Origin of the sequence: Cellulomonas terrae, from assembly GCF_007990265.1 — a bacterium.
GTDB lineage: Bacteria > Actinomycetota > Actinomycetes > Actinomycetales > Cellulomonadaceae > Cellulomonas > Cellulomonas terrae.
Window position 1 is genome coordinate 1 of record NZ_BJWH01000024.1, and the last position, 12,982, is coordinate 12,982.

Below are 12,982 nucleotides of genomic sequence, written 5' to 3' on the forward strand. Positions count from 1 at the left end.
GGGCGCGGACCTGTTCCTCTCAGAGGATCGGTCCGCGCCCACCGGGGTGCGGATCATCGGGCGACGAGGACGCCGACGGGGTTCGCCGGGCGCGTCGGGACGCGCCGCGGATCCGGAGGTCGACCGGCGTTCGCGGTCGGCTGTCTGGCGTGGCGTGCGGCCTCGCGGACGCGCGCCTGGTGCGACTGAGCGAGGCGCTCGGCGTTTGCCTGGCGCGTGAGCTCGTAGGTCTGGTTCGGGTACACGGGGTTCTCCTCGGGCATGACGGCGTCCGGGCCGGAGCCCGGACGATCTGGGTGGTGTGGGAGTACTCGACCATGCGCCGTCGGGTGTCGTCACCTGATTTTCGTGCCGCTTTCGACCGTTGTGACGCCCTCGTGCTCGTGGCGGGATCTCGACGGACGTCGCCTGTCTGCCGCCTGGTCGGTGGTCGGCGCACCGGGAGACGCTGCACCGTGCCTGCTCCCGCCGCCCTCGCCCCGACCAGCGCCCCCACCGACACCCAGCCGCGCATCGGCCTGGCGCTCGGCACCGCGCTCTACGTGGCCTCGGTGCTCGGCACCGGCATCCTGCTCCTCCCGACCCTCGCCGCGCGCGCGGCCGGTCCGGCGTCCGTCGTCGCCGTCGCGCTCGTCCTCCTCGCCTCGGTCCCGCTCGCCGCCGCGTTCGCCGCCCTCGCCACCCGGCACCCGGACTCCGGCGGCGTGGCGACCTACGTGCGGCTCGCCCTCGGCCCCACCGCGGCGCGGATGACCGGCTACTGGTTCTTCTTCGGCGTCTGCGTCGGCGCGTCCGTCGTGGCCCTGCTCGGCGCGCAGTACGTCGTCGCGATGCTGGGCGGCGCGCAGTGGCACGTCTACCTCGTCGGCGCCGCGTTCCTCGTCCCGCCGCTGGTCACCAACGCCGTCGGGCTGCGGCTCGCCGGACCCGTCCAGCTCGCGCTCACCGGTGCGCTCGTCGCCCTCGTCGTCGGCGTCGTGCTCGTGTCCCTGCCCGCGGCCGACCCGGCGAACCTCGAGCCTTTCGCGCCGCACGGCTGGGCGGGCGTCGGCGCCGCGGCGAGCCTGTACGTCTGGGCGTTCGCCGGGTGGGAGGCCGTCACGCACCTCGCCGGTGAGTTCCGGGACCCTCGGCGCACCATCCCGCGCGCGACCGCGATCGCGCTCGTCGTCGTCGGCGTCGCCTACCTCGCCCTGCAGTACGTGACCGTGACCGTGCTCGGCGGAGACGCCGCATCGTCGGACGTGCCGCTGATGGACCTCGTCGACGTCGGCCTCCCCGGGATCGGGCGGGTCGCGGTGGCCGTCGTCGCGGCCATCGTCACGCTCGGCGTGCTCGGCACCTACGTCGGGGCCTTCGCCAAGCTCGGAGCCTCCCTCGGGCGCGACGGCGACCTGCCGCGCCGCATCGCGCAGGGCGCCCAACCGGGTGGGGTCCCGCGACGCGCGCTGCTCCTCGTGGCCGGGATGATCACCGTCTACTTCGCGATCGCCGTGGCCACCGGCGGGCAGCTCGAGCCCTTCGTGCTCGTGCACACCAGCTGCATCGTCGCCATCTACGCCGTCGGCATGGCCGCCGCCGTGCGGCTCCTCGACCGGGGGAGTGCCGGGTGGTGGGCCGCCGTCGCCGCCTGCGTCCTGTCGCTCGGGCTCGCCGTGCTCGCGGGATGGCACCTCGTGGTCCCGCTCGGGCTCGCGGTGGTGGCGGTGGGGGTCGGCGCGGCGCGGCGGGGTGCGACCTCGGCGGGTGACCCGTAGCGCGGTCGACTGCGATTGTCCTCCGTCCGCCGGCCTCCCGGTGGACGGTCGACCGCAACTCGGTGCGTCCGACCCGCCATGGCTCAGTCGCTGTCCACAGATTCGGACGTTCTCCGTTGTGGTGTGTCCGGAATCGGTAGGTTCTCCCGCATGCGTGGACGGGGCAGCACGGCAAGGGTGTGGCGGAGGGTCGTTCCGGCGGTGGTCGGGATGGCGCTGGTCGCCGGGTGTACAGGAAGCGGATCCGAGCCGGCGGAGTCGACAGCGCCGCCTGTCGTCGAGGTGACACAGACACCGACACCCACTCCGACACCGGTAGTGAAGCCGGAGCCGCCGGACGCGATGGGCGAGCCGACGACGGACGGCGCGATCGCGGCTGCGACGTACTTCCTGTCGCTGTATGACTACGCGTTCGCCAGTGGAGACGCCGGTCCGCTGATGGAGATGTCTGCGGAGACATGCGACCTATGCGCCTACGTCCAAGAGAGCGTGGTCGCCATGACGTCGGAAGGGCGATCGTCGGTGGGGCATCCGGCGCGGGTCTTGACATCTGAATCGACCGAGATTCGGCCCGACGAGTGGTTCTCGGCCCTGTTACGCGTAGAGCAAGCCGCGACTCAGGAGCTCGATGCCGACGGGAAGGTCGTCGCTGAGTCTGCGGCTAACGTCACGGACTTCCTCTTTGCCATGAGTTGGTTGGGTGACCGATGGCGTGTGGAGGCGGTCGATCTCACGGAGGTCGTAGCGTGATTGAACGGGCAATGGCCACGTCTGGTCTCGCTGCCCTACTCGCCGTGACCGGAGCAACGGCTGGTGAAATACAGTCGGAGGAAGGTACTCGACGCAGCTACGTGCGCGCCGGAACCAACACCGAACGCGGCGATGCCTTCGAGTTTCTCGCGGGATGGGGCCAATCGCAGGCAAGCCCAACCGCGCCTGGCGGATCGGGTCACAGCGTCGTCCCGACGACCAGGTGGGAGTACATGCACGCGATGGCGTGCCTGGAGGTGTCAGGGCACTGGGTGCCGGCGGGTGACGACGGTGGGTGTATCAGCGGAGTGCCGCAAGCGCCTGCCCTCGACTGTGCCGGGCAGGGGTGGGTTGAGCCGCGCTGGCGGCGGTTCCAGGTTCCGCCCGCGACGGACTGGAGTCCGTGGCGCCGGGTGGACTACGGCTCATGCGGCGGCGACGAGCTGCCCGTGCTGACGGCGGAGGAGTTCCGGCGGTTGCCGTTGCCGGCGCCTTCGGTGCACATGCAGCCGGACACGGGTTGGGTGCTGGTGAACAAGGAGACGATCGCCTACACCGACCCGACGCCGGTGACGCTGACGACCCAGCTGCTGGGTCGGACGGTGACGGTGGAGGCGACCCCGACGCGGTTCACGTACGAGTGGGGTGACGGGTCGCGGCCTGTCGTGACGAGCGATCCGGGTGCGCCGTACCCGGCGTTCGACGTGGTCCACGTCTACGAGGACCTCGGGCAGGCTGCTATCACCATCACGACGGAGTGGTCGGGGCGGTACCAGGTCGAGGGCGACCCGCAGTGGCGTGAGGTCACCGGTACGGCCACGACGACCGCGACGGGACCGGTCTTCGAGATCCGCGAAGTTCGTACCCGCCTGGTCACCGGCCTGTGCACCGACGACCCGAAACCGGACGACTGCTGAGGCACAGGGACCCGCCGGGCTCCTTGCATGGGTGCCCCCGGCAGGACTCGAACCTGCAACCTACGGATTAGAAGGCCGTTGCTCTATCCATTGAGCTACGAGGGCTGGACGTGCGCCCACAGCCTAATGGCGGGGCGCGCGATCGCATGCTCGGCACGAACCGGACAGGACCGCACCGCGTGGCGCGTTTTGCCAGGTCAGATGACACCGCGACAATGGTCGCGTGAGCGCACAGCCCGGCACCGCGCCAGTGCAGCCTGTGCCGACCTCGCGGCCACCGGCGGCACACGCCCGTCATGCCGCCTCCGATCCACGTGATGTCCTCGCGCGACCGCTGGCGGCGACGTCGCTGCTCGACGCGGTCCGGGACCTGCACCGTGACGTGGAGCGCACCGGGTTCCCGCTGGAGATCGAGGGGATCGCGTCGGCGCGGGCGTCGCGGGCGCGGCTCGTCGACCAGCTCGGGGAGCACCTGGTCCCGCGCCTCACGGAGCTGTCTGCGCCTGCGGTCGTCGTGATCTCGGGGTCGACGGGTGCGGGCAAGTCGACGTTGGTGAACTCGCTGGTGGGGTCGGAGGTCAGCACGGCAGGCGTGCTGCGGCCGACGACGCGTCGGCCGGTGCTGGTGCACAACCCGCTCGACGAGGAGCTGCTGTCGCACCACCCGGTCCTGGAGTCGGTGAGCGTGGTCGCCGACGAGCAGGTGCCGCGCGGCATCGCGCTGCTGGATGCACCGGACCTCGACTCGGTGCTGGAGTCGAACCGGGAGTCGGCGCACCGGCTGCTGGAGGCGGCCGACCTGTGGCTCTTCGTGACGACGGCTGCCCGGTACGGCGACGCGTTGCCGTGGCGGGTCCTGCAGGGGGCTGTCGAGCGGGGGGCGTCGATCGCGATGGTGCTCAACCGGGTGCCGCCGGCGTCGTTGCCTACGGTGCGCGGGGATCTCCTCGACCGGCTGCGCGGGCACGGGCTGCAGGGGTCGCCGCTGTTCGTCGTCCCCGACCTGGGGCCGCACGAGGGGTTGCTGCCTGCCGCGGTGGTCGCGCCGATCCGACGGTGGCTCGCGATGCTGGCCGGGCCCGACCGCGCGCGCACGGTCATCGGCCGGACGCTGCGGGGCTCGCTGGCGGCGCTGCGACCGTGGGTGGACGAGCTGGCCGAGGCGGTGCAGGCGCAGGCTGACGCCGCGGGGGCGATCGCGGCGGTCCTCGACGAGGCGATCGAGGCGCCGACGGCGCAGGCGGCGGCGTCGATCCGGGGTGGTGCCGTCGCGGACGGCGCGGTGCGGGCGCGGTGGTCGGAGCTCGCGGCGGACAGCGGCCCGCTCGGGCGGGTGGTCCGTCCGTCGGGTCGTGTCCGGGGCTCGTCGCGGGAGGGCCGTGCGCGGGTCGCCGCGATCCAGCCTCTGCTCGAGGACCTCACGCGTTCGGCGGCGGCGACGCTCACGGCTGCTGGCGCGCACACCGAAGGGGTCCTGCGGGCAGCGCTCACGGGTCCCGACGCGCCGGCGGGCGGTGCCTCCGTCGACGCGGCCTGGGAGTCGTCGACGCTGCGCACCGGTCGGCGGAGCGCCGCCGAGCAGGCGGCGCGTGCGTGGACGGCGCAGGGCCCGCGCGTGGTGCGTGCGGCGCTGACGGTGGGACCGGCGGAGACGACGCCCGACGGGATCGCGCGGCCGCGTCGCGACGTGGCACGTGAGGTCCGTCGGAGGGGCAAGGCGGCGAGTGCGCTGGGCGACGAAGGTCTTGCCGTCGTCGCGCTTGCTGCTGCGTCGGGGGTGCGCGAGGCCCGTGACCTGCTCGTGGACCTGATCGACTCCGCCGGGGAGCGCGCCGCCGACGAGCTGCGGGACGACCTGGTCGCCCGGGTGGCGGGCCAGGTGGCGGTCGAGCGTGCGGCGGTCGGCGAGGTGCTGTCCGACCCGGACCTCGCCGAGGACGCCTCGTCGCGGCTGCGACTGCGGCTCGCCGTGCTGAAGGGACTCACGTGACCGAGACCATCGGATCGACCCTGCACGGCGACGACACGGCGGCGCTGACGGCTCGTGTCGACGCGTTGGGTCGTGCCCTGGCGATCGGTGGTGCGCGGCTGGCGCCGACCGTGGTGAAGCGCGTGGTCTCGACCGTGGAGAGCGTGCGGGAACGGCTGGACCTCGGGGTGGACCACACGGTGGTCGCGCTCGTGGGCGGGACCGGGTCGGGCAAGTCGAGCCTGTTCAACGCGATCTGCCGCCTCGACTTCGCCGACGTGGGTGTCCGGCGCCCGACGACGTCGGAGATCACGGCGTGCGTGTGGGGCGACGACGGGGGTCCGCTGCTCGACTGGCTCGGCGTCGTGCCGGACCGCCGCATCCAGCGGGAGAGCCTCCTCGACGGCGAGAGCGAGGCGCCGCTGCGGGGTCTCGTGCTGCTCGACCTCCCGGACCACGACTCGATCGCCCCGGAGCACCGGGAGGTCGTCGACCGGCTGCTGCCGCAGGCCGACCTGCTCGCGTGGGTGGTCGACCCGCAGAAGTACGCGGACGACGCCCTGCACAGCGGCTACCTGCGGCGGCTGGTCGGGCACGAGGCCTCGATGGTCGTGGTGCTCAACCAGGTCGACACCGTGCCGCCCGACGTGCGGCCCGCGCTGCTGGCGGACGTCGAGAACCTGCTGGTCGACGACGGGCTCACCGGGGTCCCGGTCCGCGAGGCCTCCGCACGCACTGGTGAGGGCTTGGTCGCGCTGCGCGAGCTCCTGGCCACCTACGTGGAGTCCAGGTCGTTGGCCGCTCGGCGCGCGAGCGCCGAGCTGAACGACGCCGCGACGCTGCTCGCGGCGGAGGTCGCCGCGCGCGAGCCGGCCCCGGCCGCCCTGTCGGTCACGGACGTGGTCGACCGCCTGGCGGCCGCGATCGGGCTGCCGGCGGTGGCCGCGGGGGTGGGCGCGGCGGTGCGGACGGGATCCGCCTCGACGCCCGGGTTCGGCGCGGTCCAGGAGGACGCGGTCGAGCTCGCGCGGGCGACGTGGCTCGAGGCCGTGACGACGGGTCTGCCGCGCCGGTGGGGCAAGGACGTCGCCTCGCGGGTGGCGTCGACCACCGAGATGCGGCTCGCCGTGACCGACGCTCTGACCCAGCTGACGCTGACCGCGCGACGTTCCGGGCTCGCGCTCGCGCTGACGGTCGCGGCCGTGGCGCTCGCCGGTGCGGCGCTGCTCGTCGGGTCCGTCGCGGTCGGCTCGCTCGTGGGCCCGGGGGAGTCCAACGTGTGGGCGCCCGTGGGGGCGGTCGTGCTGCTCGTCGCGTCGGTGCTCGCCTTCGTCGCGGCCGGTGCCGCGCGCCGGTCGGCGGGGCGGCGGCGGACCGCACGGGTGCTCGAGGACGGCCGGTCGGCGCTCGAGAACGTGGCGCGGGCGCGGCTCGCGGTGCCCACCGAGGCGGTGCTGGCGGAACACCGCGCCGTGCGCGAGCTCGTCGCCTCCGCCCGGGCCTGATCCGCCCACAGCCCCGCTGCACGGCGCCTGGTCCACCGGTTCGCTCTGTCCGGCGCCGCCGGGTGCTGCCCGCGTCGACCCTGGTCGCACGAGCCCCGCACCCGCGGGGCGCACCGCACCGGAGGTACCCCATGAGCATGCAGTCCCTGGACCTGACCGTCGTCGGGTGGATCGGCACGGACGTGCGGATCCATCACGAGTCGGACGGTGGCGTCCCGTTCTCCACGTTCCGTCTGGGCAGCACGCGTCGCTGGTTCGACAGGCAGGCCGGCGTGTGGCGCGACGGGCAGACCGAGTGGTTCAACGTGAAGGTGTGGCGGACCACCGCCCTGAACGCGGCACGGTCGCTGCGCAAGGGCGACCCGGTCATCGTGCAGGGGCTGCTGTCCACCGAGGAGTGGGTCGGCGCCGACGGACCGCGGACCTCCCTCGTGCTGGACGCGAGCGCGCTCGGCCCGAACCTGGCGTTCGGCAGCAGCCACTTCGCGCGGAACGTGAGCACGGCGCCGGCCGCGGGGACGGAGGACGGCCCGACGGACGTCTCCGAGCTCGAGGAGCTGCCGGAGGACGAGGGTGCCGGCCTGGAGCCCGTGGCGGACGACGAGCAGGAGCTCGCACTGGCCGGTGCCAGGTGATCGCCTAGGCTGGGGCACCGGCAACCCGACGACGTGGCCGGTCGGACCGCGCGCACCACGCAGCGCGGTCGACCAGCCTCGCGGGTGAGCCGGTCAGCAGTGCCCCGAGAACCGCGCCGCGAGAACCGAGCGTGCGGGGCGACCCCCATCGAGCACCGAGGCGGACGAAGAGCCAGTGGCTGAGTTCATCTACTCCATGTACAAGACGCGCAAGGCGCACGGCGACAAGGTCATCCTCGACGACGTCACCCTGAACTTCCTGCCGGGTGCCAAGATCGGCGTCGTCGGACCCAACGGCGCCGGGAAGTCGACGATCCTCAAGATCATGGCCGGTCTCGACCAGCCGTCGAACGGCGAGGCCCGCCTGAGCCCCGGTTACACGGTCGGCATCCTGCAGCAGGAGCCGCCGCTGAACGAGTCCAAGACGGTGCTCGGCAACGTCGAGGAGGGCGTCGCCGAGATCAAGGGCAAGCTCGATCGCTACAACGAGATCTCCGAGCTCATGTCGCAGCCGGACGCCGACTTCGACGCGCTGCTGGCGGAGATGGGGGTGCTGCAGGAGGCCATCGACGCGGCCGACGCGTGGGACCTCGACGCACAGCTCGACCAGGCGATGGACGCGCTGCGCTGCCCGCCGCCGGACGCCGACGTCACCGTGCTGTCCGGTGGTGAGCGCCGCCGGGTCGCCCTGTGCAAGCTGCTCCTGGAGAAGCCCGACCTGCTGCTCCTCGACGAGCCCACCAACCACCTCGACGCCGAGAGCGTGCTCTGGCTGGAGGCGCACCTGAAGGACTACCCGGGCGCGATCCTGGCGGTCACCCACGACCGGTACTTCCTCGACCACGTCGCCGAGTGGATCTGTGAGGTCGACCGCGGCCGCCTGTACCCGTACGAGGGCAACTACTCGACATACCTGGAGAAGAAGGGCGAGCGTCTCGCCATCCAGGGCAAGAAGGACGCCAAGCTCGCGAAGCGCCTCAAGGAGGAACTGGAGTGGGTGCGGTCCAACGCCAAGGGCCGGCAGACCAAGTCCAAGTCGCGTCTCGCGCGCTACGAGGAGATGGCGGCGGAGGCGGACCGCACCAGGAAGCTGGACTTCGAGGAGATCCAGATCCCGCCGGGGCCCCGTCTGGGCTCGATCGTGCTGGAGGCCAAGAACCTGGAGAAGGGCTTCGACGGGCGCGTGCTCATCGACGGCCTGAGCTTCACGCTCCCGCGCAACGGCATCGTCGGTGTCATCGGCCCGAACGGCGTCGGCAAGACGACCCTGTTCAAGACGATCGTCGGGCTCGAGCCGCTGGACGCGGGCGACCTGAAGGTCGGCGAGACGGTCTCGATCTCCTACGTCGACCAGTCGCGCGGCGGCATCGACCCCAAGAAGACGCTGTTCGAGGTCGTCTCGGACGGGCTCGACTTCCTCAAGGTCGGCAACGTCGAGATGCCGTCGCGGGCGTACGTGGCCGCGTTCGGCTTCAAGGGCCCCGACCAGCAGAAGCCCGCAGGCGTCCTGTCCGGTGGTGAGCGCAACCGCCTGAACCTCGCGCTCACGCTCAAGCAGGGCGGCAACCTGCTGCTGCTCGACGAGCCCACCAACGACCTGGACGTCGAGACCCTCGGTTCGCTCGAGAACGCTCTGCTCGAGTTCCCCGGCTGCGCGGTCGTGGTGTCGCACGACCGGTGGTTCCTGGACCGGGTGGCGACGCACATCCTGGCCTACGAGGGCACGGAGGAGAACCCGGGGAACTGGTACTGGTTCGAGGGGAACTTCGCCTCCTACGAGGAGAACAAGGTCGAGCGACTCGGCCCCGACGCGGCGCGCCCGCACCGCGTGACGTACCGCAAGCTGCGCCGCGACTGACCGTACCGACGAGGCCGCCCGTTCCCCGAGGGAGCGGGCGGCCTCGTCGTCGATGGGCCGCCCACGACCTGCGCGGATACGCTGCTGACGACCTGGGAGGCGGTGGCGCGATGGAGCACGACGAGCTCGTCAGCGCGCTGCTCGGGCTGCGTGAGCGGGTGGCCGACCTGCGGCTGCCGCTCGAGACCGCCACGGCACCCAGCGCGCGGGCGGACCGCACGCGCGTCCTGGACCAGCTCGACGACTACCTCCTGCCGCGGTTGCGGGACCCGGGCGCCCCGGTGCTGGTGGTCGTCGGTGGGTCCACCGGTGCGGGCAAGTCGACGGTGGTCAACTCGCTGGTCGGCGCGGAGGTCAGCCCGTCGGGCGTCCTGCGTCCGACGACACGGTGGCCGGTGCTCGTGCACCACCCGCTGGACGTGCGGTGGTTCAGCTCGGACCGGGTGCTGCCGTCGCTCAGCCGTGCCGAGGCGGCGGGGGAGCACGGGCTGACCGGTGCGCGCCCCGGGCTCCGGCTGGTCGCGTCCGAGGCGGTGCCGGTGGGCCTCGCACTGCTGGACGCGCCCGACGTGGACTCGGTCGAGGAGGGCAACCGCGTTCTCGCTGCCCAGCTGCTGGGGGCGGCGGACGTCTGGCTGTTCGTGACCACGGCGGCGCGGTACGCGGACGCGGTGCCGTGGGAGCTGCTCGCCGACGCCGCCCGCCGCGGCACGCACCTGGCGCTCGTGCTCGACCGGGTGGACCCCGGCACGGAGACGGCGGTGGGTGACCACCTGCGGCAGATGCTCGCCGACGCGGGCCTGGCCTCGGCCACGGTCATCGTCGTGCCGGAGGTCGAGCTCGAGGACGGGCTCCTGCCCGAGGCGGCGATCGGCCCGATCGCGGACGTCCTGACCAGGACTGCGACGGACCCGGCGGTCCGTGCGGCGGCGCTGGCCGAGACGTGGGACGGGGCGGTGACGGACGTGTCACGCCGCGCGCTCGACCTGGCGACCGCGGCTGACGAGCAGCAGGCGGCGGACGTGAGACTGCGCGCGGCCGTCACGGCGGCGTACGCGACGGCGTCGGAGCAGATCGCCCACGCGACGTCGGACGGGTCGCTGCTGCGTGGCGAGGTGCTGGCGCGGTGGCAGGACGTCGTCGGCACGAGCGAGTGGTTCCGGTCGCTGGAGCAGGGGGTGTCGCGGCTGCGCGACCGGGTCGTCGGCTTCGTGCGTGGACGTCGGCCGGCGGAACCGGCCCTCGTCGAGGCTGTCGCCCACGGGTTGTCCGCGGTCATCCAGGACGCCGCGGAGGAGGCGGCCGAGAAGGCCCACTCGGCGTGGCGGCACGACCCTGCAGGGCTGGCGCTGCTCGACGGCCTGGCGCTGTCCCGGGCGTCGGCGGACCTGCGGTCGCGGACGGCCGAGCAGGTGCGAGCGTGGCAGGGCGACGTGCTGGGCCTGGTCGAGACCGAGGGCGCCGACCGGCGGACGACCGCGCGAGCGTTGTCCTACGGCGTCAACGGGCTGGGCGCGGTGCTCATGGTCGCGGTCTTCGCGTCCACCGGTGGTCTCACCGGCGCCGAGGTCGGGATCGTCGGCGGCTCCGCGCTGCTCGCGCAGCGGCTGCTGGAGGCGGTGTTCGGGGACGAGGCCGTGCGCCGGCTCACGCAGGAGGCGCAGACGCGGCTCGCGGCCCGGACGGACGCCCTGCTGGAGGAGGAGTCGACGCGGTTCACCCGGCAGCTGGACGCCACGGGGGCGGCGAGCCGTGACGGGGACGACCTGCGCGCGGCAGCGGACCGGGTGCGGTCGGCGATGTCGGCGCGGACCCCCGCGACCGCCTGGGGGTCTGGCGACCTGCCCGCAGGGGGGTCGGGGCACCTGCGCGGCACGGGCGCTGCTGCGCGGTCGGTCGTCGTGGCCGAGCCCGAGCAGCCGGAGCGCACGCGGTGGTGGTCCCGCTGGCGCCGCGGGTGAGCGCGTCCGCCGGGACGCTGCGCGGACGCGTCGAGGCGCTGGACGAGGCCGTGGGCCTGGCGCGCGGTCGGCTCCCCGACGCCACGCTCGAGGCGCCGGCCGCCGTGGTGGCCCGGGCCCGCGACCGCGCGGCGCTGTCCGGGGAGTACACCGTGGTCGCGCTCGCGGGAGCGACCGGTTCGGGCAAGTCGTCGCTCATCAATGCGCTCGCGGACGCGCACGTCGCCGAGCCGGGCGTCCGACGCCCGACGACCGGTCAGCCCGTGGCGGTGATCGTCCCCACGCCGGGCACGGACGGCCAGCACGGCGCCGACGAGCTGCTCGACTGGCTCGACGTCCGCGACCGGCACGTCGCGAGCAGCCGGGTCCTGCAGGAGTCGGCGACGGGGCTCGTTCTCCTCGACCTGCCCGACCACGACTCGGTCGTCACGGAGCACCGCACGATCGCGGAGCGGCTGTACGAGCGGGTGGATCTGCTGGTGTGGGTGGTGGACCCGCAGAAGTACGCCGACGCAGCCCTGCACGCCCGGTACCTGCGCGGTCTGAGCGACCACGCGGGCGTGGTGGTGCTCGTCCTCAACCAGGCCGACCGGCTGTCGCCCGCGGAGCAGAAGGCGATGGTGGCGGACCTGCAGCGCCTGGCGGCGGAGGACGGGCTGGGCTCGGCACCTGTCCTTGCGGTCAGCGCGTCGACGGGCGCGGGCGTCACCGAGCTCCGCGACCTGCTGGCCCGGGCGGCGCAGCGGCGGCTGGCCGCCACGGAGCGGGTGACCGGCGACGTGCGGCAGGCGGCGCGCGCCCTGGTGGACGCGTGCGGCTCGCCGCCGGACGCGCGCCGGGAGGTCGGCGCCGCCGCGACGCTGGTCCGGTCGTGGGAAGCCGCCGCGGGGGTCCACGAGGTCGCCGAGGCCGTGCGCCGCTCGACGAAGCGGTCCGCGCGCGCCGCGACCGGCTGGCCGGTGACGCGGTGGGTCGCCCGGCTGCGGCCCGACCCGCTGCGGCGACTGGGGCTCGGTCGTGAGCGCGTGCAGGCGGGCCAGGACGACCTCCTGCGGTCGTCCCGGTCGGCGCCGGCCGCGGGCGAGCGGTCCGCCGCCCTCAGCGCGGTGCGCTCCTACGTCGACGCGGCGACGTCGCGGGCGCCCGACCACTGGGTGCTCGCCGCCCGGACCCGGGCTGCCGCGGTGAACCTGGACGACGTGCTCGACCGGACGGTCGTGCGCGTCCCGCTCGGCAGCGCCCGGGTGCCGTGGACGTGGCGCGGGCTCGGGTTCCTCCAGTGGGTGCTGCTCGTGGTGGCGGCCGCGGGGCTCCTGTGGCTCCTCCTGCTCGCCGGCCTCGGCTGGCTCCAGCTGCCGCCCCCGGAGACCCCGATGTGGTGGGGCTTCCCGGCGCCCACCGTGCTCCTGCTCGGCGGGGTGGCGGCGGGCCTGCTCGTCGCCGGGCTCGGGTGGGTGCTCGGGGTCGTGGCCGGCCGGAGCCGGGCCGCGAGGGCACGTCGGCGCCTCGGGGCGTCGGTGGCGCAGGCCGTGAACGACCACGTCATCGGTCCGGTGGCCGCCGAGATGGATGCCCTCGCCCGGTGCCGCGCGGCGGCGTCGAAGGCAGCCGCCTGACCGCTCCTAGGATC

Annotated in this window: 9 protein-coding genes and 1 tRNA gene; 9 read left to right on the plus strand and 1 reads right to left on the minus strand. The window is 73.8% G+C overall.

The window, feature by feature from the left end; translation table 11 throughout:
* The first annotated feature begins 455 nt into the window (after positions 1 to 455).
* From CTE05_RS17270 to CTE05_RS17280, 3 genes are all read left to right on the plus strand, one after another.
* Positions 456 to 1,757 (plus strand): APC family permease, encoded by a 1,302-nt coding sequence (locus CTE05_RS17270; protein WP_246123725.1) that lies wholly within the window; start codon positions 456 to 458, stop codon positions 1,755 to 1,757.
* Between the two features lie 210 nt (positions 1,758 to 1,967).
* Positions 1,968 to 2,507: a DUF6318 family protein gene (locus tag CTE05_RS17275; RefSeq protein ID WP_146847546.1), complete on the plus strand. Its 540-nt coding sequence runs from the start codon at positions 1,968 to 1,970 to the stop codon at positions 2,505 to 2,507.
* Positions 2,508 to 2,551: 44 nt separating this feature from the next.
* Complete coding sequence (locus tag CTE05_RS17280; RefSeq protein WP_246123726.1) at positions 2,552 to 3,424, plus strand: hypothetical protein; 873 nt, start codon at positions 2,552 to 2,554, stop codon at positions 3,422 to 3,424.
* Between the two features lie 32 nt (positions 3,425 to 3,456).
* Here the strand turns inward: CTE05_RS17280 and CTE05_RS17285 are convergent.
* Positions 3,457 to 3,529 (minus strand) — tRNA-Arg (locus tag CTE05_RS17285).
* A gap of 118 nt (positions 3,530 to 3,647) precedes the next feature.
* On the opposite strand from CTE05_RS17285, the gene CTE05_RS20775 reads away from it, so the two are divergent.
* From CTE05_RS20775 to CTE05_RS17315, 6 genes are all read left to right on the plus strand, one after another.
* Entirely contained in the window at positions 3,648 to 5,414 is a 1,767-nt protein-coding gene (locus CTE05_RS20775; RefSeq protein ID WP_146847547.1) for a GTPase domain-containing protein, read from the plus strand.
* Positions 5,411 to 6,898, plus strand: coding sequence for a GTPase (locus CTE05_RS17295; protein ID WP_146847548.1), 1,488 nt, complete (start codon positions 5,411 to 5,413; stop codon positions 6,896 to 6,898). The genes CTE05_RS20775 and CTE05_RS17295 overlap by 4 nt, the downstream gene beginning before the upstream one ends.
* Positions 6,899 to 7,029: 131 nt before the next feature.
* Positions 7,030 to 7,533, plus strand: a complete 504-nt coding sequence (locus CTE05_RS17300; protein WP_146847549.1) for a single-stranded DNA-binding protein — start codon at positions 7,030 to 7,032, stop codon at positions 7,531 to 7,533.
* 175 nt (positions 7,534 to 7,708) lie between these two features.
* On the plus strand, positions 7,709 to 9,391 hold the full coding sequence (gene ettA, locus CTE05_RS17305) for an energy-dependent translational throttle protein EttA (protein WP_146847550.1): 1,683 nt from the start codon (positions 7,709 to 7,711) through the stop codon (positions 9,389 to 9,391).
* 110 nt (positions 9,392 to 9,501) lie between these two features.
* Positions 9,502 to 11,352, plus strand: a complete 1,851-nt coding sequence (locus tag CTE05_RS17310) for a dynamin family protein (RefSeq protein WP_146847551.1) — start codon at positions 9,502 to 9,504, stop codon at positions 11,350 to 11,352.
* Complete coding sequence (locus CTE05_RS17315; protein ID WP_307724302.1) at positions 11,325 to 12,968, plus strand: GTPase; 1,644 nt, start codon at positions 11,325 to 11,327, stop codon at positions 12,966 to 12,968. Before CTE05_RS17310 ends, CTE05_RS17315 begins: the two co-directional genes overlap by 28 nt.
* The last annotated feature ends 14 nt before the right edge of the window (positions 12,969 to 12,982 follow it).